This is a genomic window from Affinirhizobium straminoryzae, from assembly GCF_007004135.1.
GTDB lineage: Bacteria > Pseudomonadota > Alphaproteobacteria > Rhizobiales > Rhizobiaceae > Neorhizobium > Neorhizobium straminoryzae.
In genome coordinates, this window is record NZ_VJMG01000047.1 from 63,493 (window position 1) to 89,376 (window position 25,884).

27 protein-coding genes, 1 tRNA gene and 2 riboswitches are annotated in these 25,884 nt (G+C 63.8%); of the genes, 15 read left to right on the forward strand and 13 right to left on the reverse strand.

Translation table 11 applies throughout. The features are described from left to right. The 4 genes from FNA46_RS16270 to FNA46_RS16285 all read right to left on the reverse strand — a co-directional run bounded on the left by FNA46_RS16270 (position 1) and on the right by FNA46_RS16285 (position 2,552). Positions 1-189 (reverse strand): Trm112 family protein, encoded by a 189-nt coding sequence (locus FNA46_RS16270; protein ID WP_143126256.1) that lies wholly within the window; start codon positions 187-189, stop codon positions 1-3. Between the two features lie 18 nt (positions 190-207). Beyond that, on the reverse strand, positions 208-876 hold the full coding sequence (locus FNA46_RS16275) for an LON peptidase substrate-binding domain-containing protein (RefSeq protein WP_143126257.1): 669 nt from the start codon (positions 874-876) through the stop codon (positions 208-210). A 95-nt stretch (positions 877-971) separates the two neighbouring features. Next, the gene (trxA, locus tag FNA46_RS16280; protein WP_143126258.1) at positions 972-1,961 is read right to left on the reverse strand and encodes a thioredoxin; all 990 of its coding nucleotides are present in this window, start codon (positions 1,959-1,961) and stop codon (positions 972-974) included. A gap of 57 nt (positions 1,962-2,018) precedes the next feature. Further along, the gene (locus FNA46_RS16285) at positions 2,019-2,552 is read right to left on the reverse strand and encodes a prolyl-tRNA synthetase associated domain-containing protein (RefSeq protein ID WP_143126259.1); all 534 of its coding nucleotides are present in this window, start codon (positions 2,550-2,552) and stop codon (positions 2,019-2,021) included. A 344-nt stretch (positions 2,553-2,896) separates the two neighbouring features. On the opposite strand from FNA46_RS16285, the gene FNA46_RS16290 reads away from it, so the two are divergent. After that, positions 2,897-2,971 (forward strand) — tRNA-Gly (locus FNA46_RS16290). Between the two features lie 113 nt (positions 2,972-3,084). Here FNA46_RS16290 and FNA46_RS16295 read toward each other — a convergent pair. Then, positions 3,085-4,197 (reverse strand): citrate synthase/methylcitrate synthase, encoded by a 1,113-nt coding sequence (locus FNA46_RS16295; RefSeq protein ID WP_143126260.1) that lies wholly within the window; start codon positions 4,195-4,197, stop codon positions 3,085-3,087. Between the two features lie 92 nt (positions 4,198-4,289). On the opposite strand from FNA46_RS16295, the gene FNA46_RS16300 reads away from it, so the two are divergent. The 6 genes from FNA46_RS16300 to FNA46_RS16325 all read left to right on the forward strand — a co-directional run bounded on the left by FNA46_RS16300 (position 4,290) and on the right by FNA46_RS16325 (position 9,033). Further along, positions 4,290-5,480: a citrate/2-methylcitrate synthase gene (locus FNA46_RS16300; RefSeq protein WP_143126261.1), complete on the forward strand. Its 1,191-nt coding sequence runs from the start codon at positions 4,290-4,292 to the stop codon at positions 5,478-5,480. Between the two features lie 65 nt (positions 5,481-5,545). Then, complete coding sequence (locus tag FNA46_RS16305) at positions 5,546-6,097, forward strand: sigma-70 family RNA polymerase sigma factor (RefSeq protein WP_143126262.1); 552 nt, start codon at positions 5,546-5,548, stop codon at positions 6,095-6,097. Further along, positions 6,084-6,860 carry an anti-sigma factor family protein gene (locus FNA46_RS16310; RefSeq protein ID WP_143126263.1) on the forward strand — a complete coding sequence of 259 codons (777 nt, stop codon included), beginning with the start codon at positions 6,084-6,086 and terminating at the stop codon, positions 6,858-6,860. The genes FNA46_RS16305 and FNA46_RS16310 overlap by 14 nt, the downstream gene beginning before the upstream one ends. Positions 6,861-6,879: 19 nt before the next feature. Continuing rightward, positions 6,880-7,590 carry a Bax inhibitor-1/YccA family protein gene (locus tag FNA46_RS16315; protein WP_143126264.1) on the forward strand — a complete coding sequence of 237 codons (711 nt, stop codon included), beginning with the start codon at positions 6,880-6,882 and terminating at the stop codon, positions 7,588-7,590. Positions 7,591-7,626: 36 nt separating this feature from the next. Next, on the forward strand, positions 7,627-8,274 hold the full coding sequence (locus FNA46_RS16320) for a DUF2076 domain-containing protein (RefSeq protein WP_143126265.1): 648 nt from the start codon (positions 7,627-7,629) through the stop codon (positions 8,272-8,274). 93 nt (positions 8,275-8,367) lie between these two features. Beyond that, entirely contained in the window at positions 8,368-9,033 is a 666-nt protein-coding gene (locus FNA46_RS16325) for an exopolysaccharide biosynthesis protein (RefSeq protein WP_210245892.1), read from the forward strand. Here the strand turns inward: FNA46_RS16325 and FNA46_RS16330 are convergent, their stop codons facing one another. The 6 genes from FNA46_RS16330 to FNA46_RS16355 form a co-directional block, all read right to left on the reverse strand. Continuing rightward, on the reverse strand, positions 9,034-10,215 hold the full coding sequence (locus FNA46_RS16330; RefSeq protein WP_143126266.1) for an aminotransferase: 1,182 nt from the start codon (positions 10,213-10,215) through the stop codon (positions 9,034-9,036). 140 nt (positions 10,216-10,355) lie between these two features. After that, positions 10,356-11,375, reverse strand: a complete 1,020-nt coding sequence (locus FNA46_RS16335; RefSeq protein WP_143126267.1) for an aldose epimerase family protein — start codon at positions 11,373-11,375, stop codon at positions 10,356-10,358. 77 nt (positions 11,376-11,452) lie between these two features. Beyond that, the gene (locus FNA46_RS16340) at positions 11,453-12,634 is read right to left on the reverse strand and encodes a vWA domain-containing protein (protein ID WP_143126268.1); all 1,182 of its coding nucleotides are present in this window, start codon (positions 12,632-12,634) and stop codon (positions 11,453-11,455) included. A gap of 11 nt (positions 12,635-12,645) precedes the next feature. Beyond that, positions 12,646-13,566: a homoserine O-acetyltransferase MetA gene (gene metA / locus FNA46_RS16345; RefSeq protein WP_143126269.1), complete on the reverse strand. Its 921-nt coding sequence runs from the start codon at positions 13,564-13,566 to the stop codon at positions 12,646-12,648. Positions 13,567-13,630: 64 nt separating this feature from the next. Next, a riboswitch (SAM riboswitch) is annotated at positions 13,631-13,708 on the reverse strand. 30 nt (positions 13,709-13,738) lie between these two features. Beyond that, positions 13,739-14,185, reverse strand: a complete 447-nt coding sequence (locus FNA46_RS16350) for an NUDIX hydrolase (RefSeq protein ID WP_342782394.1) — start codon at positions 14,183-14,185, stop codon at positions 13,739-13,741. Beyond that, on the reverse strand, positions 14,185-15,024 hold the full coding sequence (locus FNA46_RS16355) for an AAA family ATPase (protein WP_143126271.1): 840 nt from the start codon (positions 15,022-15,024) through the stop codon (positions 14,185-14,187). Before FNA46_RS16355 ends, FNA46_RS16350 begins: the two co-directional genes overlap by 1 nt. 401 nt (positions 15,025-15,425) lie before the next feature. On the opposite strand from FNA46_RS16355, the gene FNA46_RS26100 reads away from it, so the two are divergent. The 8 genes from FNA46_RS26100 to FNA46_RS16390 all read left to right on the forward strand — a co-directional run bounded on the left by FNA46_RS26100 (position 15,426) and on the right by FNA46_RS16390 (position 24,089). Beyond that, on the forward strand, positions 15,426-15,563 hold the full coding sequence (locus FNA46_RS26100; protein ID WP_185969882.1) for a hypothetical protein: 138 nt from the start codon (positions 15,426-15,428) through the stop codon (positions 15,561-15,563). A 108-nt stretch (positions 15,564-15,671) separates the two neighbouring features. After that, complete coding sequence (locus FNA46_RS16360) at positions 15,672-16,325, forward strand: thiamine diphosphokinase (RefSeq protein ID WP_143126272.1); 654 nt, start codon at positions 15,672-15,674, stop codon at positions 16,323-16,325. Positions 16,326-16,334: 9 nt separating this feature from the next. After that, positions 16,335-18,161, forward strand: a complete 1,827-nt coding sequence (locus FNA46_RS16365) for an ABC-F family ATP-binding cassette domain-containing protein (RefSeq protein ID WP_143126273.1) — start codon at positions 16,335-16,337, stop codon at positions 18,159-18,161. A gap of 144 nt (positions 18,162-18,305) precedes the next feature. Beyond that, positions 18,306-18,758: a response regulator gene (locus FNA46_RS16370; RefSeq protein ID WP_143126274.1), complete on the forward strand. Its 453-nt coding sequence runs from the start codon at positions 18,306-18,308 to the stop codon at positions 18,756-18,758. 57 nt (positions 18,759-18,815) lie between these two features. Further along, positions 18,816-18,919: riboswitch (TPP riboswitch) on the forward strand. Positions 18,920-18,958: 39 nt separating this feature from the next. Next, positions 18,959-19,972 carry a thiamine ABC transporter substrate binding subunit gene (thiB, locus tag FNA46_RS16375; RefSeq protein ID WP_143126275.1) on the forward strand — a complete coding sequence of 338 codons (1,014 nt, stop codon included), beginning with the start codon at positions 18,959-18,961 and terminating at the stop codon, positions 19,970-19,972. A gap of 7 nt (positions 19,973-19,979) precedes the next feature. Continuing rightward, positions 19,980-21,590, forward strand: coding sequence for a thiamine/thiamine pyrophosphate ABC transporter permease ThiP (locus FNA46_RS16380; RefSeq protein WP_143126276.1), 1,611 nt, complete (start codon positions 19,980-19,982; stop codon positions 21,588-21,590). Beyond that, entirely contained in the window at positions 21,587-22,336 is a 750-nt protein-coding gene (locus FNA46_RS16385; RefSeq protein WP_143126277.1) for a thiamine ABC transporter ATP-binding protein, read from the forward strand. The genes FNA46_RS16380 and FNA46_RS16385 overlap by 4 nt, the downstream gene beginning before the upstream one ends. Positions 22,337-22,616: 280 nt before the next feature. Next, on the forward strand, positions 22,617-24,089 hold the full coding sequence (locus FNA46_RS16390; RefSeq protein ID WP_143126278.1) for a M48 family metalloprotease: 1,473 nt from the start codon (positions 22,617-22,619) through the stop codon (positions 24,087-24,089). A gap of 9 nt (positions 24,090-24,098) precedes the next feature. On the opposite strand, the gene FNA46_RS16395 is transcribed toward FNA46_RS16390, so the two are convergent. Beyond that, entirely contained in the window at positions 24,099-24,962 is an 864-nt protein-coding gene (locus FNA46_RS16395) for an RNA polymerase factor sigma-32 (protein WP_143126279.1), read from the reverse strand. A gap of 295 nt (positions 24,963-25,257) precedes the next feature. Continuing rightward, positions 25,258-25,827: a CarD family transcriptional regulator gene (locus FNA46_RS16400; RefSeq protein ID WP_143126280.1), complete on the reverse strand. Its 570-nt coding sequence runs from the start codon at positions 25,825-25,827 to the stop codon at positions 25,258-25,260. Positions 25,828-25,884 lie beyond the last annotated feature (57 nt).

Sequence of the window (25,884 nt, forward strand, 5' to 3'; positions counted from 1 at the left end):
TCAATCCTCGATGCGGCGCGCCTCGGACACCAGCATGATCGGAATACCGTCGCGAATCGGATAGGCGAGACGCGCGCTTTCGGAAATCAGTTCGTTGGTCTGGCGATTGAGCGTCAGACGCCCCTTGCCGAGCGGACAGACAAGGAGATCCAGCAGCTTCGGATCGACCTTGGATAGCTTTTCGTCCATGGCGCGCCTCACCCTTGCCTATTGCAGAATGGTGTCGGAATCGCCGAACCCGCGGGCAAGGTGGATCTCAGTGATCGCCACCAGCGTTTCGGCGCGGGTCTTGAGATCCGGCGCCTCCAGCAGCGCCTGCTTCTCGGCAGGACCGAAGGGCGACATCATCGACAGGGAGTTGACAAGCGTGCTGTTGCCGGCCCGTTCCACCGCCTCCCAATCCGCCTCCAGCTGGTTGGCATCGAGATAGGCGCGGAACACGCGCAGCAATTGCTGACGGTCGACCGTCGTTTCGTCATCCTCGCCGGAAAGATCCGACAGGAAGGGCATGAAGCGTACCGTGCGGAAGGGATGCCCCTCTCCCACTTCCTCCATCACGCGGAAGCGACAGACACCGCTCAGCGAAACGATGTAGCGGCCGTCGCCGGTTTCGGCAAAGGACGTGATGCGGCCGATGCAGCCGATTGGGCTCAGCGCCGGACGGCTGCCCTCACCGTTTTCGCCAAGCGCCGGCTGGATCATGCCGATCAGCCGGCTACCGGAAAGCGCTGAATCAAACATGGCGAGATAGCGCGGCTCGAAGATGTTGAGCGGCAACTGGCCGTTCGGCAGGAGCAGCGCCCCACTCAGCGGGAAGACCGGCACGGTTTCCGGCAGATCTTCACGCTTCACATATCTCGCATTGCCGACATGCATGGGCTTCCTCCCCTTCAAGATGCACCGGAACAGGGCATCCTATATGTGGTGCCGGCATTCCGTTTCACAAGCCTAGCGGGACGCCTCGGCCTTCATCAGGAAAACAGGATGGAGGACAGGCGGCGGCGGGCCGAAATGGTCGCCGGGTCCTTCGGCCCCCAGGCTTCGAAGAACTGCAGCAGTTGGCGACGGGCTCCATCGTCATCGAACGTGCGATCAGTCTTCATGATCAGCAGCAGATGCTCGGCTGCCTCGTCACGCCGGCCCTCGACATTGAGGATCTTGGCGAGCTTCATGCGCGATTCGTGGTGATCCGGATGCAGCGCAAGTTCATGTTCGAGCGCAACGGGATCGCCGAGCTTGCGGGCTTCCTCGATCTGCTGCAGTTTCAGGGCCACGGCCTGCACCGGCGCCTGCGACGACACTTCCGGCGGCAGCGATTCCAGCATCTGCCGGGCGCGTGCCATTTCGCCGAGCGTGATCAGGCAGTCGATCATGCCAGCCGCCGCCTTCGGATTTTCGGGATCGGCCTGCAGGACCGCGGCAAACAGCTGGGCGGCGCCATCGAGATCGCCACCGTCGAGCAGCGCGCGGGCTTCCTCCAGCGCGGCCTCGATCTCGGCCGCCTGATCGGCGCCGGCGGGACCGGCGACCTTGTCGATGAACTGGCGGATCTGGCTTTCCGGCACAGCCCCCATGAAGCCATCGACGGGGCGGCCATTGACGAAGGCGATGACGGCGGGAATCGACTGGATGCCGAGCTGGCCGGGGATCGACGGATGATCATCGATATTGAGCTTGACCAGCTTGACGCGGCCATTGCCCTCGTTGACGACCTTTTCCAGCGCCGGCGCCAGCTGTTTGCAGGGGCCGCACCAGGGCGCCCAGAAATCCACCAGAACCGGCTGGCGGCGCGATTCCTCGAGAACGTCCTTGGTAAAGGCGGCAGTCGTCGTATCCTTGATGTGGCCGCCGGACGCCTGAACGGCTGCACCGGCGCCGGGGGAGGCCGAACCGAAGCTCATCTTGCCGCTCATCTGGCCGCCGTAGGAACCGCCATAGGGATTGTTGCTGCCGCTGCTCATGGATGTCTCCCGGGGATGCTTCTTCTGTCTGTGACGTCTGCTGGCAAAGATCGTATGTCAGCCCGTGACTTTCAAGACAAGCGGCTCGTGTCCGGTGGCCTTGAGAAAGCGGATCAGGTCGTTGCGGCCGATCGAAGTGGTGGCATCGTTGGAGAGCGGATGACCGTTGATGATCTCGTGGCTCATCAGGTCTTCGTCCAGCACGAAGGTCACGTTGTTGCCGGTGTCGTTGAGGGCACCGAACACGGTGACGGAGCCGGGAATGACGCCGAGATAGTCCAGCATCTTTTCAGGGCTGCCGAAGGAGACGCGGCTGGAGGCGCCGATCACCTTGTGCACGCTCTTCAGATCGACGCTCGCCCGCTCCTCCACCGTGAGAACGAAGAAACGATCCTTCTTGTCCTTGACGAAGAGGTTCTTGGTGTGACCGCCCGGGATCTCGTCGCGCAGGCTTTCCGATTCCGACACGGTGAACACCGGCGGGTGGCTCTTCGTGGAATGGCTGATACCGAGATCATCAAGGAAGCGGAACAGGTCCTGCGCGGTCTTCGGGGCATCAGAGTTCGGGGCCTGGGAAACGGTCTCTGTCATGGCGGGAAACGGGACTTTCGGTGGGGCGCAAGCGCCGGAGGATCAGGATCGGAGAGCCCGATTATAGGAAGCGGAACAGCCGGACCACAAGCCGGCCTGCGGCACTTTCCAACACCTCCGCGAAGGCGTTCGCCTTGGGCATTTCATGAGCCCCAGACAGACGGGGAAGAGAAGGCTCCAAATTTTATCTATTATATTCAGTTATTTGCGAGAAAAAATCCGGAATTTTGAAAATCCTGTCATTTCCCTGTTGCATTCAAAAATGAGTTGGGCCATATAGCCCCCGTCGCCGCAACGCAGCGACCCGCGGTTCAGCGAACTACCCCGAACCGACGGAATGATGAGCGGGTGTAGCTCAGGGGTAGAGCACAACCTTGCCAAGGTTGGGGTCGAGGGTTCGAATCCCTTCGCCCGCTCCATTTTCCAGAAAATCATGACATTGACGTTTGGAAGATGAAGCCCTTCGGGGCTTTGGCGCATTCCGGATTGCGGCCGTACGGGCGCTTGCGCGCCCGCACCTGCGATTCATTCCTCACGCCGGCATCGGGCCCACATAACGCGACTGCGGCCGGATCAGGCGACCGGTCAGTTCCTGCTCCAGCACATGCGCGGTCCAGCCCGCCATGCGGCCGGCGGCAAACACATTGGTAAAGCTGTCACGCGGGAAGCCGACCGCCTCCAGAAGCAGCGCGGTGTAGAACTCCACATTGGTCTGCAGCGGCCGCAGCGGCTTTCTTTCGTGCAGCAGCGAAAGGGCCGCGGCTTCGACCTTCCCGGCAAACGCGATGCGGCCGGAGCCATCCTTCAGCGCAGACACCGCCTCCTTCAGCACATCGGCGCGCGGATCGCGCACGCGGTAGATGCGATGGCCAAACCCCATCAGCCGTTCGCCACGATCGAGCGAGTCCGTCAGCCAGTCCACGATGCGGGCCTCGGTGCCGATCGCATCCAGCATGTCGAGCACCGGACCCGGCGCCCCGCCATGCAGCGGCCCCTTCAAGGCGCAGAGACCGCCGACGACGGAGGAGAAAAGCCCCGCCTTGGTGGAGGCGATCACGCGCGCCGCAAAGGTCGAGGCGTTGAAGCCGTGATCCGAGACAGTCACCAGATAGGTGTCGAGCGCCCGGACCTTGTCGTCTGCCGGCGGCTCGTTGCGCAGCATCGCCAGGAAATCAGCGGCGTGGGAGCGCGCGGCGTCCGGCGCCACCAGCGGCAGGCCGCGCGCCTGGCGGATAATGGCGGCGGTAAAGACGGGCACGGCAGCCACCGCCAGCACATGATGCGGCTCGGCGCTGTCGTCTGGCAGCGCCGCCAGCAGAAGCCGCAGCGATTCGACGGGGCTGAGATGCGCCAGCCCCGGCAACAGCGGCTGCATCAACGCAAAGGCGCGCACACGCGCCTTGCCGAGACGGGCAGCGATCTCGCCGGCGGACAGCGGCTGCGGCACAAGACCGCTCCACAACAGTTCCAGCACCTCTTCGAACCGATGACCGGCCAGTTGCTGCAGGTGATGGCCGGCAATGATCAGTTCGCCGGCCTGTCCGTCCACATGGCTGAGACGGGTTTCGGCGGCGATCACGTTGTCGAGGCCGGGAGCGGGGCTCTCGGCGGCCAGAACGGGGGTCAACGCGGCGGATGGGCTCATGGCAAGTCTCCTCGGGATGATGAAGGCCTTGAGCATGTTGCGCTGCACATATATGGTCAATCTTGATTCATCCAATCAATGTCAGATCGATCATGACCCAGCCCGACAAGTTCCTCGATGCCGAAGGTGCCGCCGTGACCCTCGGCATCAGCCGCGCCACCCTCTACGCCTATGTCAGCCGTGGCCTGATCCAGACGACGGGCACCGATCAAGACCCGCGCCGCCGGCTCTACAGCATCCACGACATCGAACAGCTGAAGAAGCGCAAGAACGTCGGACGGCGGCCGAAGGAGGCTGCCGCCAATGCCCTCGACTTCGGCCTGCCGGTACTTTCCTCCTCGGTGACGCTGATCGAGCATGGCCGGCTGTTCTATCGTGGCCAGGATGCGCTCTTGCTCGCCGAGCAGGCCAGCCTGGAAGACATCGCCCGGCTTTTATGGGATTGCGGCGAGGCCGATCCGTTCCGCGACCCCAAGGCGGAGCCGCAGGGCTGGAACGACGGGCTGCTTGCCGCCACCGAAAGCCTGCCGCTGACGGAACGCTGCCAGGCGCTGATGCCCTTCGTGGCGGCTGGCCGCGCCACGGCCTGGAAACGCGAGTCCCGAAGGCTCTGGCCGGGCGCCGCGGCGCTGACCCGCAGCATGGCCGCCGCCTGCCTCGCGCGCCAGCCGGACGGGCGCCCGGTGCATCTCCATCTGGCCGACCATTGGGGACTTGATGCCGCAGGCGCCGATCTCATCCGCCGCGCGCTGGTGCTGCAGGCCGATCACGAGCTGAACGCCTCCGCCTTTGCCGTGCGGGTCACCGCCTCCACCGGCGCTTCGCTCGGCGCCTGCCTCAATGCCGGGCTCTCTGCGCTGAGCGGCCCGCGGCATGGCGGCATGACGAGCCTCGTGGAACTGCTGTTCGACGAGGTGGAGCGGGAGGGCGATGCGGCCGAGGTGGTGGAAACCCGCCTGCGACGCGGCGATGGCATGCCGGGTTTTGGCCATCCGCTCTATCCCGACGGCGACCCGCGGGCGGACGGCATCCTTCCCCATCTGCCTGCCGACCCTCTGACGGCGGATCTGCTCGCCGTGATGGAGGAGACGGCGGGGCTGCGGCCGACCTGCGACGTGGCGCTGGTGGCGCTGCGCCGCAGGCTTGGCCTGCCGCGCGGTTCGGCGCTGGCGCTCTTCGCCATCGCCCGCACCACCGGCTGGATCGCGCATGCGCTGGAGCAGACGGAGGACGAGCGGCTGATCCGCCCGCGCGCCCGTTACGTCGGCCCGCCGCCCGGCTGATTCTTTTTTCAAAAAAATCGCTCGGGCTGCGGAATAGAGTGAGGGTCTGATCCGTATACTGGGGCATGAGCGACAAGAAGCACCCCTTCGATGTTCTGAACCAGCTGGCGACGCTGAGGCGCTACGCCCGTTCGCTCGTCCGCAATCCGGACGATGCGGAAGATCTGGTGCATGACGCGCTGGTCAAGGCCTACGAGCGGAAGGGCACCTTCCGCACCAACGCCAACCTGCGCAACTGGCTGCTATCCATCGTTCACAACACGCATATCGACCGCCTGCGCCGCAAGCGCTCGACGGAGGCACGCCACCAGGCCGCGGCAGATCTCGGCGAAACCGCACATCATGCCGATCCGGATCAGTCGATCCGTCTGAGGCAGCTGCGCGAGGCCTTCTTTGCCCTGCCGGACGAGCAGCGCGATGCGCTGCATCTGGTGGCAATCGAGGGCCTGTCCTACCAGGAGGCGGCCGATGCGCTGTCCATCCCCGTGGGCACGCTGATGTCGCGCCTGTCGCGCGCCCGCGCAAGGCTGCGCGCCTTCGAAGAAAACGGCCGTCGCCTGCCAGCCGCAGGCAGCCATCTGACCATCATAGAAGGGGGCCGCGATGACACCCGTTGACCCGATCCAGTCCGCCGATCTGGAAGCCTATGTGGATGACCAGCTTGATGCCGGTCGCCGCATCGCGGTGGAAGCCTATCTCTCCGAACATCCGGAGATCGCCGCCCGCGTGATGGCCGATCTGGCCATCAAGGGCGAGTTGCGGCTGGCGCTGGCCGAGGGCCATCAGCGGCACGGTCGCCCGGACACGCGCGAAGCCGCCCGCCGGCTGCAGAGCGCGCTGGCGCGCGGCCGCCTGTTTCGCTCGCTCCAGAGGCTGGCTGCCACCGTGGCGCTGATTGCCGTCGGCTGGGGGCTGAGCCACCAGCTTGGCCCGCTGACGGTGTCGGAGGTGGTAGCCTCCGTGCCGCCGCCCGCCTTCGTGGAAGAGGCGCTGCGCGCGCATGGCACCGCGATGCTGCGAGAAACCATGCCGTCCCAGAAGGAAACACCGCAATACGACCCGGCGGAGATCCGCTCCGCCACCGCGATCGTGATGCCGGAGATCCCGAAGGACTGGAAGGTCAGCGACGTGCAGGTCTTCCCCTCCGCCTTCGGGCCGAGCGTGGAAATGGCCATCACGCGCGATGCCGATATTCGCCTGTCCCTGTTTGCCGTGCGTCCCGGCAGCTTTGCCGTGATGCCGGTCGCCATCGCCAGGGAAGGCGACGTGCAGGCGTCCTACTGGCAGATCGGCGAGGTGGCCTATGCGCTGGTCTCCCACGCCGAAGATGCCGTCAACCTGAAGGGAGAGGCCGAACGCCTCGCCCGTTCGCTTTACTGAGTAACCTGAGGAGCACATCATGAACCCCCGCTTCGGATACAATCCGGCGATCCAGTCGCAGGCGGCCTTCGATGAAGGCCTGCGCCAGCACATGCTGCGCGTCTACAACTACATGGGCCTCGGCCTTGTCATCACCGGCATCGTGGCCTTCATCGTCGGCACCACGCCGGCGCTCTACGTGCCGATCTTCTCCAGCCCGCTGAAGTGGGTGGTGATGCTGGCGCCGCTCGCCTTCGTCTTCTTCTTCTCGTTCAAGCTGCAGACCATGTCGGCCTCGGCCGCGCAGATGACCTTCTGGGCCTTCTGCGGCGTGATGGGCCTGTCGCTCGCCTCGGTGTTCCTGGTGTTCACCGGCGCCAGCATCGCCCGCACCTTCTTCATCGCCGCCACCATGTTCGGCGCCACCAGCCTCTATGGCTATGTGACGAAGCGGGACCTCGCCAAGTTCGGCTCCTTCCTGATCATGGGCCTGATCGGCGTGATGATCGCCTCGATCGTCAACATCTTCCTCGGCTCCAGCGCCCTGCAGTTCGCGGTCTCGGTCATCGGCATCTTCGTCTTCGTCGGCCTGACCGCCTGGGACACCCAGAACATCAAGGAACAGTATGCCGAGAATTTTGACCAGGAGAGCCAGCAGAAGCTCGCCGTGTTCGGTGCGCTCTCGCTGTATCTCAACTTCGTCAACATCTTCCAGCTGCTGCTGAGCCTTACCGGCCAGCGCGAAGAGTAAACCCGGTCCATATCTATCCGAAGGAGGAAACAACCCATGGACTACAACGACCGCCAGGCGATCGAGGGTCTGTTCGGCAAGCTCTCCCGCGTGGAGAGCCAGTCCGGCCCGCGCGATACGGAAGCGGATGCCTTCATCCGTGATCGCATCGCCGCCCAGCCGGGTGCACCCTACTTCATGGCGCAGACGATCGTTGTGCAGGAACAGGCGCTGAACGAGGCGCAGGCGCGGATCGAGCAGCTGGAGCACCAGCTGGCGAGCCGCCCGGCGTCCGGTGGCGGCTTCTTCTCCAGCCTGTTCGGCAGCGCCTCGCAGCCGGCCGTCCAGCGCAGCCAGCCGCAGGGCATGGCAACCACGTCCGGCATGCCCGGCCAGCCGCAGGCCGGCCCCCGCAATCCCTGGGGCCAGCAGGCGCCGGGTTATAGTGCGGCGCCCGGTTACGGTCAGGCCCAGGGTTTCGGTCCGGGCTTCGGTCAGGGCCAGCCCGCCCGCGGCGGCGGCTTCCTGGCCGGCGCAGCGCAGACGGCAATGGGTGTGGCCGGCGGCGTGCTGCTCGGCAATGCGATTGCCGGCATGCTCGGCGGTGACGAAGCGCAGGCTGCCGAAGAACCGGCGGCCTCCGACACCGGAGCCGCCGATAGCGGTGCCGACGATATGGGCATGGAAGAGGAATCCTTCTTCTGATCCTCCCTGACGTAACGAAATGGCCATGTTTCTATGGCATGGCCATTTCCCATGACCGCATCGTGCTTCCCATCCTTATCCGTTGAGTGATCGATGGCTCTGATTTCCCAACCATCGATGCCCGACAACGATGATGCCGAACCGGCCCCAAACGGCCGCCAGGACAGCTTTTCCACCATCCTTCGCGCACTTGCCGACGACGAGACGCGCACCCGCATCTCCGTGGCGGATCTGCTGGAGATCATGAAGGACCGCGCCTTCGGCGCATTGATCTTCATCTTCGCCATGCCGAACACCATTCCAACGCCGCCCGGCACCTCGGCGATCCTCGGCATTCCGCTCGTGTTTCTCAGCCTGCAGATGGCAATCGGCCAGAAACCATGGTTGCCCAGGCTGATTGCCGGACGCTCGATGCTGCGCAGTGATTTCGCAGGGATGATCGACAAGGCAAGCCCGTGGATCATGAAGGCGGAGCGCATGCTGAGGCCGCGCTATGCGGCCCTGTCGCAGCCCGCCATGGAGCGGGCGATCGGTGTGATCTGCCTCGTTCTGTCGATCATACTCGCTCTGCCCATCCCGCTCGGCAACATGCTGCCGGCGGTGGCGCTTTGCGTGATGGCCTTCGGCATTCTCGAAAAGGATGGCGTCTGGGTGGTACTCGGCATCCTGATCGGCATCGCCTCGCTGTTTCTCGTGGCGGGCGTGCTTTATGCCATCGTCAAGGCGATCATCTTCTTCGCCGCCTCGATCTTTGCCTGATCAGAGCGTGAAGCCGTCCAGACGCGCCGACAGCGCCCGGATGCCCTCTTCATCGGCATTGGCGAAGGCAAAGCGCAGATAGCCTTCCTGATCCGGGCCGAAATAGCCGCCCGGAATGCAGGAGACACCCGCCCTTTTCGCCAGCGCCTCGGCAACCGTCGCGGAGGAAACACCGGCAAAGGGATGGCGGACGAAGGCGAAATAGGCACCGACGGCGGCCAGCTGCCAGTCCGGCAGCCCCGCCATCACATCCTTCAGCGCCTCGGCCCGTCTCAGGATCTCCAGCCGGTTTTCTTCCCGCCAGCCGGCAAGCCGCGGCAGAGCCTGTTCGACAGCCGCCTGGGCGGCACGCGGCGCGCAGATCTGCAGATTGTCCATGATCTTCGCCACCTCTGCGATGAAAGCCGGACCGGCCGTGATGGCGCCCAGCCGATGGCCGGGAATGCAGAAGCTTTTCGAGAAGCTGTAGAGCGAGACAACGAAATCCTGCCAGCCATCCCGACGAAAGAGAGCATGCGGCGCCTCGCCCGCCGAGGGCAGGAAATCGCGATAGGTCTCGTCAAGGATCAACCAGACGCCGCGCTCCCGGCAGAGATCGGCAATGGCTGCCAGCAGGTCCGGAGGATAAACCGCACCAGTCGGATTGTTGGGCGAGACCAGCGCCAAAGCCTTCACACCGGTATCCAGCGCCGCGGCCACAGCCTCGACGCGCGGCAGAAAACCGTCTTCGGCGCGGCAGGCGACGAAGCGGGTGCCGATGCCGAGCATGGCGAGCGTCGTCTCATGGTTGAAGTAATAGGGCTCGGTCATCAGCACCGTATCGCCGGCGCCCGCCACCGCCATGACCGCGCAGATGAAGGCCTGATTGCAGCCTGAGGTAATATGGATGTTCTCCGCCACAAGCGCCGCACCATAGAGGTCGGCAACATGGGCGGCATAGGTCTCGCGCAGCTTTCGCTCTCCCTCGATCGGACCATAGCCGGTATAGGCAAGCGACGCGGCAGTCTGACCGAGAAGTTCGAGCATCACCGGATGGGCCGGATAGCCGGGAACCGCCTGCGAGAGATCGATCAGCGGCCCCTTTGCCCCGCCATAGGCGCGCGCCCAGGCCTGCACGGAGGGCACCGGTGGCGGGGAAATGCGATGGACGAGGCTGTTGAAGGCAGGCTTTGGCGCGGGCATGCGAAACATCCGGGGACGGGAGCGGCAAAACGGGCAGATGACGCCACGGAAGGCCGGGGCGTCACCGGGATGACAGCGGCCCCGCCGGTTCGCCAGTCCGTTGCGAACATGGCTAAACGAGCGGGCGAAGCGTTTTTGGATCAGCTTCTGGAGAAGACGTAGTCGGTTTCCTGGCGCAGAACCTCGCCCGGCCGCAGCACGGCATTCGGGAAGCCCGCATGGTTGATGGCATCCGGCCAGATCTGCGTTTCGAGGCAAAGCCCGGCATAGGGGCCGTAGAGCTTGCCGGAAAGGCCCGGCACCGTCGGCTTCAGCTTGAAGCCGGCATAGAGCTGAACGCCGGGCTCGGTGGTGCGCACTTCCAGCGTGACACCGGAATTGACGCTGCGCACCAGGGCGACCGATCGCTTCTCGACCCGCTCGCCGGACAGGCAGAAGTTATGGTCGAATTCCACCTGGCCGCCATCCGGGCCGGTGCGGCGCACGGGCCCGAGTTCACGCAGATCCATGGCGCTGCCGGCAACCGGCACCAGCGTGCCGGTCGGCACCTGATGCTCATCCAGTTCCAGGTAATGGTCGGCGGCAATCATGATGTCATGGCCGAGAACGTCATCGCGACCATCGAGGTTGAAATAGGTGTGCTGGCAGATATTGGCGAGCGTCGGCTGGTCGGTCACGCTTTCATAAAGGACGTTGAGAACGCCATCCGCCTTCAGCTCATAGGTCGCTGTTACCGTGCAGTTGCCGGGATAGCCGCCACGGCCATCAGGATCGGTCACCTGCAGGATCACCTTGTTTTCGGCATGGGCGACGATCGTCCAGTTGGTCTTGCCAAGTCCGTCGCTGCCGCCATGCAGGTGCGTGTCGCCGTTCTGGTTGAGGTCGAGCTGGTAGCTCTTGCCATCCAGCGTGAACCGGCCCTTGCCGATGCGGTTGGCAACGCGGCCGGGGGTGGCGCCGAAATAGGAGGAATATTTCGGATAATCATCGAAATGGTCGAAGCCGAGCACCAGTGGCGCGTCATGGCCTTCAAGACGCAGGTCCTGGATCACGGCGCCCCAGGTGATGACATGCGCCGTCAGCCCGCCCCCGGAAATCTTCACCCGGTAAACCGTTTCGCCCTTGGGAGTGGTGCCGAAGATCTCGCCTTGCGTCGTCATGTCTGCCTTCCTGTTTTCGCTCCGAAGCGGGCGCAAACTGCGCCATTTCCGGGCCCTTGGCAATGCGAAACAAAGGCTCAGCGGGACAGCTGCCGGGTGGCGCGATCAAGCCCCTCCAGCGTCAGCGGAAACATCCGCTCCTCCAGCAAGCGGCGCATCAGCACGAGCGACTGGGTGTACTCCCAATGCGCCTCCGGCACCGGATTGATCCAGGCAACCCGGCGGAAATGGCCGGTGATGCGCGCCATCCACGCGGCCCCCGGCTCCTTGTTCCAGTGTTCGACGGAACCACCCGCCTGGGTGATCTCATAGGGGCTCATGGTCGCATCGCCGACGAAGATCACCCGGTAATCGGGCCCATAGCTGCGCAAGAGGTCGGTAACCGGCAGCCGCTCGGACCGACGGCGGTTATCGCGCCACACGCTCTCGTAAAGGCAGTTGTGGAAGTAAAAATGCTCCAGATGGCGAAACTCGGCGCGGGCGGCGGAAAACAGTTCCTCCACCACCATCACGTGATCATCCATCGAGCCGCCGACGTCGAAGAACATCAGAAGTTTGACCGCATTGCGCCGCTCGGGCCGCGTGCGCACGTCGAGATAGCCCTGTTCGGCGGTGGAGCGGATGGTGCCGGGCAGGTCCAGTTCGTCGGCCGCCCCCTCGCGCACCCAGCGACGCAGACGCTTCAGCGCCACCTTGATGTTGCGGGTGCCGATCTCGCGGGCATCGTCGAAATCGCGGAACTCCCGCTTGTCCCATACCTTCACCGCCTTGCGATGGCGGGAGGTGTCCTGGCCGATGCGGACGCCTTCCGGATTGTAGCCATGGGCGCCGAAGGGCGAGGTTCCGGCCGTGCCGATCCATTTCGAGCCGCCCTGATGGCGCCCCTTCTGCTCTGCCAGACGCTGCCTTAGCGTTTCCATCAGCCTGTCGAAACCGCCGAGCGCTTCGACCAGCGCCTTCTCCTCGGGCGTCAGGTGCTTTTCGGAAAGCTTGCGCAGCCAGTCGTCCGGCAGCGCCTGCGTCTCCATGCCCTCGGCACCGGAGACGGCGGACAGCCCGCGAAAGACCTGGGCAAAAACCTGGTCGAACCGGTCGATATGGCGCTCGTCCTTCACCAGCGCGGCACGCGCCATGAAATAGAAGGCCTCCACGTCGAAATCGGCAAGCCCCGCCTCCATCCCCGCCAGAAGATCCAGGAATTCCCGCAGCGTCACCGGGATCCTGGCATCCTTCAGCGCAAGGAAGAAGGGAATGAACACGGGCTCGTCCTTCAGAGGGTTCCGATCTGCTCCAGATCATACGGCGTCGTCTGGTAGATCTCGTTGATCCAGTTGCCGAACAGAAGATGCGCGTGGCTGCGCCAGCGGTTCTGTGGCGGCAGCGAGGCATCGTTATGCGGAAAATAATTGTGCGGCATCTTGATGGGAATACCGGCATTCACGTCGCGGAAATATTCGTCCGCGAGCGAGGTGGAATCATATTCCACATGGTTGAACATGTAGAGCCGGTTGCCCTTCTTCTCATGGACGAGGCAGACGCCCATCTCCTCGGATTCCATCAGGATCTCGAGGCCCTTCACCGTCTCGATATCCGCACGGCGCACTTCCGTCCAGCGCGAGACGGGCACCTGGAAATCGTCGGAGAAGCCGTTGAGATAGATGGAGGACGGGCAGAGATTGCGGTGACGATAGACGCCGAACGCCTTCTCCTTCAGCGCATGCTTCGGCACCTTGTGGAAGTGGTAGATGGCAGCCATCGCGCCCCAGCAGACATTCAGCGTCGAATGGACATTGGTCTGTGTCCAGTCGAAGATCTGCTGCATCTCGTCCCAGTAGGTGACCTCTTCATAGTCGATCGTCTCCACCGGCGCGCCGGTGATGATGAAGCCGTCGAACTTGCGGTGCTTCACCTCCTCCCAGGTCTCGTAGAAGGACAGGAGATGATCCTCGGAGGTGTTCTTGGCCTTGTGGCCGCCGATGCGCACCAGCGAGAACTCCACCTGCAGCGGCGAGGCACCGACAAGGCGCGCCATCTGTACTTCGGTCTTGATCTTGTTCGGCATCAGGTTGAGCAGACCGATCTGCAGCGGGCGGATATCCTGCCGCACGGCCACCGTCTCGGTCATCACCCGCACGCCCTCGTTCACCAGCGTTTCGAAGGCAGGCAGGGTATCGGGAATCTTGATCGGCATGGTTCGAACTCGACAAAAACAAAAAAACCGGTGGCGATACATCGCAACCGGTCCGGGGAAGCTTACATGTCTTCTCGCGGCCCTTTAGCGACTTGTTTAACGTGGCTGCAAGCCGGCCGGCCAAATCACCACGATGAAATGCTTAAATAGGCTGTTCTGTCGCGAAGGTCAATCAGGACGCAATGCCGTGTCCTGGCGGCAGCGCAAAGAGCGCATCGCCCATGCCAAGCCCGAGCCTTCGAGGCGCCTCGCTCAAGGCGATCCAGTGCAGGCGGAAACGGATTGGCGGACTTCCGTCGAACGGCGTCTCCTCCCAGTGAAGCCAGCTTTCGGCAAAAGGGCCTGAGAGCGGCAGATGAAGATAATGCCGCCGGTGCGTGATCGGCCGCCCATCCCGCACAAAACGGTAGTCATGGCTGAACAGCGGCTGAGGGTGGGAAGCGGGCTCAAGCCCGGTTTCCTCGAAAAACTCGCGCGCCGCCGCCTGTGCAGGATCTTCCCCGGCCTCGACGGTTCCGCCCGGCACCTGCAGCGGCACCTCGGGAAAATCCGGCTCGTCAAACACCAGCAACCGGCCATCCCAGACGGCGTAGATCAGAACCTTGACTGCGTCGGCCATCAGCGCTCTCGCCGCGCCATGAAGGCCATGCGCTCGAACAGGTGCACGTCCTGCTCGTTCTTCAAAAGAGCGCCATGCAGTTTTGGTAGCGCGGTCTTCACGTCGACGCCGAGATCGTCGGGATCAACATCGTCGGCAACCAGCAGCCGGATCCAGTCCAGCGCCTCGGAGGTGGAAGGTTTCTTCTTGAGACCCGGCATCTCGCGGATCTCGTAGAAACGGGTCAGCGCCGCACGCACCAGCCGCTGCTTGATGCCGGGATAATGCACCTCGACAATGCGCGACAGCGTCTCGGCATCGGGAAAGCGGATGTAGTGGAAGAAGCAGCGACGCAGGAAGGCGTCCGGCAGTTCCTTCTCGTTGTTGGAGGTGATGATGACGATCGGGCGCACTTTCGCGCGCACGGTCTCGCCGGTCTCGTAGACGTGGAACTCCATGCGGTCGAGTTCCTGCAACAGGTCGTTCGGAAACTCGATATCGGCCTTGTCGATCTCGTCGATCAGCAGCACCACCTTTGTCTCTGCGGCAAAGGCCTGCCACAGCTTGCCGCGGCGGATGTAATGCGAAACCTCGTTGACGCGCGGATCGCCGAGCTGGCTGTCGCGCAGGCGAGACACCGCATCGTATTCGTAAAGCCCCTGCTGCGCCTTGGTGGTGGACTTGACGTTCCACTCGATCATGGACAGGCCGAGTGCTGCCGCCACCTGGCGGGCCAGTTCCGTCTTGCCGGTGCCGGGCTCGCCCTTCACCAGCAGCGGGCGCTCCAGCCGGATTGCGGCATTGACCGCCACCATCAGGTCCTTGTCGGCAATGTAATCGGCCGTTCCGGTAAACTGCATCTCTCTTCCCGCTTGCATGCTCTGCAAGACAGGACGGTAAAGAGACGGCCCTGGTTTCGCAAGCGGCACGACGGGACGCATGGCGCATGGCGCATGGACGGAATCCGACACCGTAGCAGGATGAGCGGAAATCCGCTTGTATTCGGCCCACGTTCTGTCACGCTGTGTCTGGCATCCAAGGATGCTTCGACGCAGGCACCGGCCGACGACCGGCACCCGCGAAGAGCATGATCTCTTCGACACAACGACGGCTGACCTGCAAGCGCCGGCCTGCGAACATGGCCCGCGCCACGATTGTCCTGGCACGACAACCAGCGACCCGCCGCCTGAACAGCACCAGACATCATCCTCCGCCGCGCAAGCCTCAGGTTGCGCGCACGGATCCAGAAAGGGAAAACACCATGGCCAAGGGTCAAGTCCGCTCCAACCGCGAAGTCCGCAAGCCGAAGAAGGACAAGGCAAAGCCGTCCACGGCCCCGGTGACCAGCTTTACCACGCAGATGAAAAACGCCGACGCCGCCGCTCCCAAGAAGCGCTGAGGCAGGCCAGACGGTGAACCACGATCCCTCGGGGTTCACCGCTTTTGCTGTTTGCCATGCTCGCATCGGCCTTTTGCTTTTGCCGGAAGATGCGCTAAGGGCAGGGGCATGAACACCTCATCCTTTACCATCCTTCTCGGCGGCCATCTGAAGCGAACCGAGCGCCTCATGGCGCTGATCGCCGGCAGCCGGGTAATTGCCGCCGATAGCGGAATCCGCCATGCAAGCCTGCTCGGCCTTTCTCCGGAATTGTGGGTCGGCGATTTCGATTCGACCGATGCCGCGCTCGCCGCGCAGTGGTCGCGGGTCGAACGTCACCGTTACCCCGCCAACAAGGCGGCAACCGATGGCGAAATCGCGGTGGCGGAAGCCATCGATCGCGGCGCCAGACGCCTGATCCTCATCGGCGCCTTGAGCGGTGAGCGCTCGGATCACGCCCTGCAGCACTACCTGCACGGCATCAGCCTTGCCGAGGACGGTTTCGAGGTCGTACTGACCTCCGGCGAGGAAGAGGCCTATCCGCTGATCGGCGGCGACCGGATGGAACTGGAACTGCCGAAGGGCTCGCTGTTTTCCGTCCTCGGCTTTTCGGCACTGGAAGGCCTTAGCCTTGCCAATGTGCGTTATCCGCTCCAGGATTTTTCGCTGACATTCGGCTCCTCGCGCACCATATCCAACATTGCCGAAGGAGCGATCGCGCTGTCCCTGAGAGAGGGCCGCGCCCTTCTGATCGCCCGTCCCGACGATTTCACCGGAGCTTGACGCAACACCATGGCCCCTCCCATTCTCAAGCTTGACGACATCCGGCTGAGCTTCGGCGGTACTCCGCTTCTGGCCGGCGCCAATCTTCAGGTGGAGCCGGGCGACCGGATCTGCCTTGTCGGCCGCAACGGTTCGGGCAAATCGACGCTGATGAAGATCGCCGCCGGCATGGTCGAGGCGCAGTCCGGCGAGGTCTTCCGCCATCCCTCCGCCACCATCCGCTACCTGGAGCAGGCCCCTGACTTTGCCGGCTTCTCCACGGTGCAGGCCTATTGCGAGGCAGGGCTGGGCCCAAGCGACGATCCCTACCGCGTCACCTACCTGCTCGACCATCTGGGACTGACAGGCCAGGAGGATCCCCGCCAGTTGTCCGGTGGCGAAGCGCGCCGCGCGGCCCTTGCCCGGGTGATGGCGCCCGAACCCGACATCCTGATGCTGGACGAGCCGACCAACCATCTCGATCTGCCGACCATCGAATGGCTGGAAAGCGAGTTGCAGAAGACCCGCAGCGCCATCGTGCTCATCTCGCACGACCGCCGCTTTCTCGAAAAGGTCTCCACCGCCACCGTCTGGCTGGATCGCGGGCTGTCGCGACGTCTCGACCAGGGCTTTGCGCATTTCGAGGAATGGCGCGACCGCGTTCTGGAGGAAGAGGAAATCGAGCAGCACAAGCTCGGCAAGCAGATCGAGCGCGAGGAACACTGGCTGCGCTACGGGGTGACGGCGCGGCGCAAGCGCAACATGCGCCGCCTCGGCAACCTGCAGAGCCTGCGCGCCGAATATCGCGGCCATCGCGGCCCGCAGGGCACCATCCAAGCCTCGGCCACGGAAGGCAAGGAAAGCGGCAAGCTGGTGATCGAGGCAGAGGCCATCACCAAGCGCTATGGCGAGCGGCAGATCGTGGCACCGTTTTCGATCCGGGTGCATCGCGGCGACCGCATCGGCCTTGTCGGCCCGAACGGCGCCGGCAAGACGACGCTTCTGAAAATGCTGACCGGCCAGATGGATCCCGACAGCGGCACGATCAAGCTCGGCACCAATCTGGAGATCGCCACGCTCGACCAGAAGCGCGAAGACCTCAACCCCGAGGATTCGCTCAGCCACTACCTGACCGACGGCCGCGGCGAGAGCCTGCTGGTCAATGGCGAGCAGCGCCATGTGGCCGGCTACATGAAGGACTTCCTGTTCCAGCCTGAACAGATGCGCACCCCGATCAGGAACCTCTCCGGCGGCGAACGCGCCCGCCTGATCCTCGCGCGGATCATGGCAAAGCCGTCCAACCTGCTGATCCTCGACGAACCGACCAACGATCTCGACATCGAGACGCTGGACCTCCTGCAGGAAATCGTCGCCGGCTATAACGGCACCGTCATCCTCGTCAGCCACGACCGTGATTTCCTCGACCGTACCGTGACGTCCACCATCGCTCCCGCCAGCCCGGATGAACCGGACGGCCGCTGGATCGAATATGCCGGCGGCTATACGGACATGATGGCGCAGCGCAAGGGCGCGCTGGAAGAGAAGCGCCGCGCCGAGAAAGCCAGGACGGAGACCGCCGCCGCCACGGCAGGTGCGACGGCCGAGGCTCCGAAGGCGCGCGGCAAGCTTTCCTACAAGCAGAAATTCGCGCTGGAAAACCTGCCGAAGGAGATGGAAAAGGCCGAAGCCGAGATTGCCGCCCGCGAGGCGAAAATGGCCGACCCCAACCTCTTCGCCAAGGACCCCGCCAGCTTCAACCGCATTGCCGCCGAGATGGAGACGCTGCGGGAAAAGCTGGCGAAAATGGAAGAGGAATGGCTGGAGCTTGAAATGCTGCGGGAAGAGCTGGAAGGCTGAACCCAAGGAATTCAAAAGCTTAACAAAGCGTTACTCTTCGCGTCCCGCGTAACGCTGCGGAACAAATTCCGCATGAACCCGTTCGATCCGCAACCGGACAGCCTGCAACACAGGGGGCCGGCAGAAGCTCAACGGGAGACTCCCATGTCGACACATGTCGTGCGTCGTCGGCTGGACAGGGCAGCCATGAAACAGAGAGTACTGATTGTCGAGGACGAGTTCCTGATCGCCCTCGATCTTGCCGATACCATCGAGACCATGGGGCTGACGGTGACGGGCTTTGCCAGCGGTCGGGACAATGCCCTCGATTTCGCTCCCTTCGCGGATATTGCGCTGGTGGACATCAACCTGTCCGATGGCGCCACCGGCCCGGAGATCGGCCGTGAACTGTCGCAACGCTTCGGCGTCACCGTGATCTTCATGACCGCCAATCCGGAACAGTTGGGGGGAGACACGGGTCGCACCCTTGGCGTGCTCACCAAACCGGTCATGCCGCATGTGGTGGAACAGGCGGTGGATTATGCCATCGCAAGCCGCGTCGGCGGCCTGGCGGCCGTACCGCGCGAATTGCAGGTTTTCCCGCATCACCGGGCCTGACGCCTGCGTCCCCGCCGGGGCCGCTTGCCAAGCCGCCCCGTCCCCGCTACATCTTCGCCTGCTCTAACGGGGTGCCGCATCATGCGGCTGAGAGGCTTTGCAGCCAACTCGCGGAACCTGATCCGGTTAACACCGGCGGAGGGATTAGACGGCTCGCAACCAGCGCCTATTCCCCGTGTCATAGAACCAAGGAGGCGCTGATGCGCAAGATCCATTCGTTTGCCTTCGCGGCGCTTGCCGCCCTGTCCGTCTCGCTGCCCGCAATGGCCGCGGACAAGCCCGTTCTCACCGTCTATACCTATGAGAGCTTTACCGCCGAATGGGGCCCCGGCCCCAAGGTGAAGGCCGCCTTCGAGAAGACCTGCAATTGTACGCTGAATTTCGTATCCGTGGCCGATGGCGTGGCGCTTCTGACCCGCCTCAAGCTGGAGGGCACCTCCTCGAACGCGGATGTGGCGCTCGGACTCGACACCAACCTCGTTCAGGAAGCCAGGGAGACCGGCCTGTTTGCCGAGCACGGCATTGATACGGCGGCGGCCAAGGTGCCCGGCGGCTTTTCCGATCCGGTCTTCGTTCCCTATGATTACGGCCATTTCGCCGTGGTCTACGACACCCAGACGATCAAGACGCCGCCGAAAAGCCTGAAGGAGCTTGTCGAAGGCGATCCGTCGCAGAAGATTGCGATCGAGGATCCGCGCACCTCTACCCCGGGGCTCGGCCTGCTGCTGTGGGTGAAGTCCGTCTATGGCGACAAGGCGCCGGAGGCCTGGGCAAAGCTGCGCGGCCGCATTCTCACCGTCACGCCCGGCTGGTCGGAAGCCTATGGTCTGTTCACCAAAGGCGAAGTGCCGATGGTGTTCTCCTATGTCACTTCGCCCGCCTACCACGTGATGGAGGAAAAGACCGACCGTTATCAGGCGGCCCGCTTCGAGGAAGGCCATTACATCCAGATCGAGGTATCCGGCCTGCTGAAAGCCACCAGGCAAAAGGAACTGGCACAACAGTTCCTGGCCTTCACGCTGTCGCCCGCCTTCCAGTCGATCATCCCGACCACCAACTGGATGATGCCGGCGGCTGCAACGGTAGAACCGCTGCCGGAGGCCTTCGGCAAGCTCGTCTCGCCCTCGAAAACCTTCCTGATGAGCCCGGAAGAGGTCTCCAGGAACCGGCAGGGCTGGATTCGCGAATGGCTTGCCGCCATGAGCATGAACTGAGGCAGTGATGCTGGGCACCGGTGAGGTGAGACGCGGACTGGCGGCGGGCGGTGCAAGCCTTGCCGCCATCGGCGGCCTCGTGACGCTTCCGACCGGCGCTCTCCTTGCCCTCGCGCCGGCCTCCTCTGCCGGCACCCTGTTCGACAGCTATACCCTGAGCCTGCTGCGCTTCACCCTGCTTCAGGCCACTCTCTCCACACTGCTGTCGGTCGCGCTGGCGCTGCCTGTTGCGCTGGCGCTTGCAAGACGCGCCGCATTTCCCGGTCGCATCTGGATTCTCCGGCTGATGGCAGTTCCGATGGGACTGCCTGTCCTGATCGGCGCACTCGGCCTGATCGGCATCTTTGGCCGGCAAGGCCTCGTCAACCGGCTGCTGGCAATCGCCGGAGTCGATCATCCCGTCAACATCTACGGTCTCTCCGGCATTTTGCTGGCGCATGTCTTCTTCAATCTGCCACTCGCCTGCCGTCTTATGCTGGCGGGGCTGGAGCGCGTGCCGGCGGAAGACTGGCGGCTGGCGGCAAGCCTCGGTCTGGGGCGTCTCTCCCTGCTGCGCCATGTGGAACTGCCGGCGCTGGCGCGGGTGCTGCCGGGCGCGGCGGGACTGATCTTCATGCTCTGCGCCACGAGCTTTACGCTGGTGCTGGTGCTGGGCGGCGGCCCGGCGGCAACCACGCTGGAGGTGGCGATCTACCAGTCCCTGCGCTTCGATTTCGATCCGGCCCGCGCGGTCGCGCTCTCCCTGCTGCAGATTGCGCTTACCGGGCTGGTGCTGGCGGTGCTGAGCCGCCTGCCCGCCGCCGAAGGCAGCCGCGGCGAAGGCCGCATACCGCGTCGCTTCGATGGAGAGGGGTTCGGGAGCCGGATCATGGATACGCTGGCGATCCTGCTCGCCACGCTGTTTCTCGTCCTGCCGCTCGGCGCGATCGCTGCCGCCGGGTTGAAGGCGGATCTGCTGAGGCTGATCAGCCTGCCCGCCTTCCACCAGGCGCTGCTGACCAGCCTTGCCATTGCACTGACCGCAGGCCTGCTGTCGCTTCTGACGGCAAGCGGCATTCTCACGGCGCAGGCCGCGATTGCCGACCGACGCCACCCCTCGCCTGTGCTTCGCGTGTTCGGCAGAGCCCTCTCCGCCCTCTCCTCTCTCGTTCTGCTGGTGCCGCCGGTGGTGCTCGGCACCGGCTGGTTTCTGCTCATCAGGCCGCATGCGGATGTGGCGCGGGTGGCACCGCTGCTGATCGCCGCCATCAACATGCTGATGGCGCTGCCCTTTGTCATGCGCGTTCTGGCGCCGGCCTTCGAAAGCCACCGGCTCCGCACCACCCGGCTGGCTGCGAGCCTCAACGTGACGGGACTGGCGCGGCTGCGGCTGGTCGATGCACCGATTCTGGCGCGGCCGATGCTGATGGCGCTTTCTTTCGCCATGGCGCTGTCGCTTGGTGATCTCGGCGCGGTCGCCCTGTTCGGCTCGCAGGATCTCGTCACGCTGCCCTGGCTGGTCTATAGCCGGCTCGGCAGCTATCGTACGCAGGATGCCGATGGTCTGGCGCTGCTGCTCGGTCTTCTCTGTCTGGCGCTGACGGCGCTCGGCACGGCCGGCCAAAGGAGACAGCCATGACCGCACAGCCAAAACAAACCGCGCTTGCGACGGAAAATCTCGCCGCGGTCGAACTGGACGGTGTGCGCCTCGCCCTCGGCGATATCCGCTTCGCCTTCGATGGCCGCATCCCGGCCGGACGGATCACCGCTGTCACCGGCCCATCCGGCTCCGGAAAATCCACGCTTCTCAACCTCATTGCCGGCTTCGAGATGCCCGATGCGGGGCGGGTGCGGCTGGCCGGACAGGATGTGACGCGCCTCCATCCCGGTGCCCGGCCGCTCTCGCTGGTGTTCCAGGATCACAACCTGTTTGCCCATCTGGATCTCTTCACCAATATCGGACTTGGCGTACATCCGGCCCTGAAACTCACCGGAGAGGACCGGACACGCATCTCAGCAGCCCTGCAGCGGGTCGGACTTGCCGGCTACGAAGGCCGCAAGCCCGGCACGCTTTCCGGGGGCGAACGGCAGCGGGCAGCCTTTGCACGGGCACTGGTACGGCAGCGGCCCCTTCTGCTGCTGGACGAACCCTTCGCCGCGCTTGATCCGGGATTACGACTGGCGATGGCGGACCTCTTGTCCGGTCTGCACCAGGAAACCGGCGCCAGCATCGTGCTTGTCACCCACGATCCGGGAGAGGTGATGCGGCTTGCCGACGAGGTGATCTATCTCAGCACCGGCAAAATCCTGTTTCACGGTGACAGACACGCTTTTTGTGCCCAAACAGCCCATCCGGAGATCAGCAAATTTGTGGCGTCGTCATAAAGCGTCAACCCATTCGCCACATTTTGGACGTGCAGCGATGTCATGCCGCAATGCGAAAGAGGGCGGGACGATTGTCTGTAAACGCTTGCGTTCTATCTGCAGAGGGAACACAACTGCGAAGACAGGCAGATCAGCCATCCGCAGCAAAGGCAGGACGGGTTCGGCAACGATCGGGCCGGTGAATGCGCCGGATGGCGGGTTTGGACGAATGACATTTCCGAGTGGACGGATCGACAGCGCGGATGACACCACGGCTCGGGCCCCCGATGCAAGCCGGCGCATGCCCGCGTTGAAAAGCCGTATGGCCATGCTGGCGCTGGCGGGCACGGCTCTTTTGTCCGGCTGCCAGTCGGTGATCGACCAGACCTACGAATCGAGCGTCAAGCCATCCTCCAATCCGCAGATCGTTGATGAGGTGCAGAAGAACGATCCGCGCGCCCAGATGGGTGCGCGCGAGCATCCGCGCATTGTTGCGAGCTATGGCGGCGAGTATCACGACGCCAAGACCGAACGGCTGGTGGCCCGCATTGCCGGCGCGCTGACCGCCGTGTCGGAAAATCCGAACCAGTCCTATCGCATCACCATCCTGAATTCGCCGGCGATCAACGCCTTTGCCCTGCCGGGCGGCTATCTCTATGTCACGCGCGGCCTTTTGGCGCTGGCCAATGACGCGTCCGAAGTGGCTGCCGTGCTCAGCCACGAAATGGCACATGTCACGGCCAATCACGGTATCGAGCGGCAGAAGCGCGAAGAGGCGGAGGTGATAGCCAGTCGCGTGGTGGCCGAGGTCCTCTCCAGCGATCTCGCCGGCAAGCAGGCGCTTGCCCGCGGCAAGCTGCGCCTTGCCGCCTTCTCACGCCAGCAGGAGCTGCAGGCCGACGTGATCGGCGTGCGCATGCTGGGCGAAGCAGGCTATGATCCCTTCGCCGCCGCCCGCTTCCTCGATTCCATGGCCGCCTATGCGCGCTTCTCCGCGGTCGATCCGGAAACGGACCAGAGCCTCGACTTCCTCTCCAGCCATCCGAGCGCGCCGCAGCGCGTGGATCTCGCGCGCCAGCACGCCCGCGCCTTCGGTCAGGAAGGGACAGTGGGCGACAAGGGGCGCGACTATTACCTGACGGGAATTGACGGCCTGCTCTACGGCGACAGCCCTGACGAGGGCTATGTTCGCAACGAAACATTCCTGCATGCCGGTCTCGGTATTCGCTTCGACGTGCCGGAAGGATTCCGGATCGACAACAAGGTAGAAGCGGTACTCGCCACGGGACCGGATGAAACGGCGATCCGCTTCGATGGCGTTCAGGCGGGCGACGTGTCGAGCCTTGCCAATTATCTGACGAGCGGCTGGGTGGCCGGCTTGCAGCCCGACACGGTTCAGGAAACCACGATAAACGGTCTGCCGGCGGCAACCGCACGCGCCTCTGCCGAGCGCTGGGATTTCGACGTGACCGTGATCAGGCTCGACAAGCAGATTTTCCGCTTCCTGACGGCCGTACCGAAGGGAAGCAGCACGCTGCAATCGACAGCCAACACGCTGCGCCAGACCTTCCGCCGCATGACACCGCAGGAAATCGCCGCGCTGAAGCCACTGCGCGTGCGCGTCGTGACGGTTCAGCCGGGAGAGACGATCACCACCATGGCGGCGCGCATGATGGGCACCGATCGCAAGCTCGACCTGTTCCGGTTGATCAATGCGCTTTCCACCGGGGCGACGATCAGCCCCGGCCAGCGCGTGAAAATCATCTCGGAATAACCGACTGGATCAGCAGGCGGCCGCCATCTGCGGATTGTTGCTGACGAGCGCGGATTTCAGCTTCTCGATGGCGCGGCTTTCGATCTGGCGCACGCGCTCCTTGGAAATGCCGAGTTCCGCACCGAGCGCCTCCAGCGTCGCACCGTCATCGGTCAGGCGGCGTGCGCGGATGATCTTCTTCTCGCGTTCATTGAGCTTGGTGAGCGCACCCTGCAGCCATTTCATGCGGCGCTCGCCGTCGATCATGCCGGAGACCTGCTCATCCGGCAGCGGCTCATCGCTTTCCAGCATGTCGAGGCGCTCGCCGCTGTCGGCATCGCCGGCAATGGTGGGCGCCTGCAGCGAGGCGTCGTTGCTGGAGAGGCGGGCATCCATGGTCTGCACATCGGAAAGGCTGACACCGAGCGCGGTGGCGATTTCCTCATGAATGGCCTGGGAGGTCATGTTGGTGCCGCCGCGAGCAAGCTTGGCGCGAAGCCGGCGCAGGTTGAAGAACAGCGCCTTCTGGGCCGAACTCGTGCCACCGCGCACGATCGACCAGTTGCGCAGGATATAGTCCTGCATCGAGGCGCGGATCCACCAGCTGGCATAGGTCGAAAAACGGACATCGCGCGAAGGCTCGAACCTTGCCGCCGCCTCCAGCAGCCCTACATAGCCTTCCTGTACAAGGTCGCTCATCGGCAGGCCAAAGCCGCGGAACTTGGATGCCATGGCGATGACGAGACGCATATGGGCGAGAGCAATCTGGTTGCGGGCGTCCTGGTCCTGGTCATCTTTCCACCGCACGGCCAGATCACGCTCTTCTTCGCGCGCCAGATAGGGCGCGGACATGGCGATCTTGATCATATGACGGTCTGCGGACATGGCATTCATCGCGCTCTCCATGAAACTGGTTGACCAGACGGAAAGCCATGCCAGAGAGACATCTGCCGCTTGCCCGCCCACAGGGCCTGTCGCCGGCAGATCGCATCGTGTGACATCACTTTCCATTCCCCTCGTTCATCGAACCGGGGGAGAGACTTCGCCTTCCCCACCGGGCACACCCGAGAGCGCCTCTGAAGCCACTCTTCGCCGTACCGGCGGGTCAACGTCGCGATGCAAAAAAAGTTCCAATAAAAAACCCGGCTTTCGCCGGGCTTTTTTCACCAGTGGGCCACGCGCGAGCGTATCAGGCCGCTTCCTCGTGCGAATCTTCCTCGTCCAGAACCTTGCTGCGCTTCGGTCCCTTGGCAAGATTGGTCTCGATCAGGCGCACAGCCTCCGTCTCCGACATCTTGTTGACGGCGGCGATTTCGCGCGCCATGCGGTCGAGCGCGGCCTCATAGAGCTGTCGCTCGGAATAGGACTGCTCTGGCTGGTTTTCCGCACGATAGAGATCGCGCACGACCTCCGCGATGGAAATCAGGTCGCCGGAATTGATCTTGGCATCATATTCCTGGGCGCGGCGCGACCACATGGTGCGCTTCACGCGGGCCTTACCCTGGACAACCTTCAGAGCACGCTCGACGAAATCGGTTTCAGACAGCTTGCGCATGCCGATGCTGACGGCCTTGGCGACCGGCACCTTCAGGCGCATCTTGTCCTTCTCGAAATCGATCACGAACAGTTCGAGCTTCATGCCAGCCACTTCCTGTTCTTCAATGGCCGTGATAGTGCCAACTCCATGCGCCGGGTACACGATTGCTTCACCGGTCTTGAAACCGTGGCGCGCTGAAGATTTTTTCTGCTGGGTCGTCATTCGTTTAACAAACTCCCTGTTACGCACCCAACCGCCCAGGCCGGGGCCGGGTCAGTC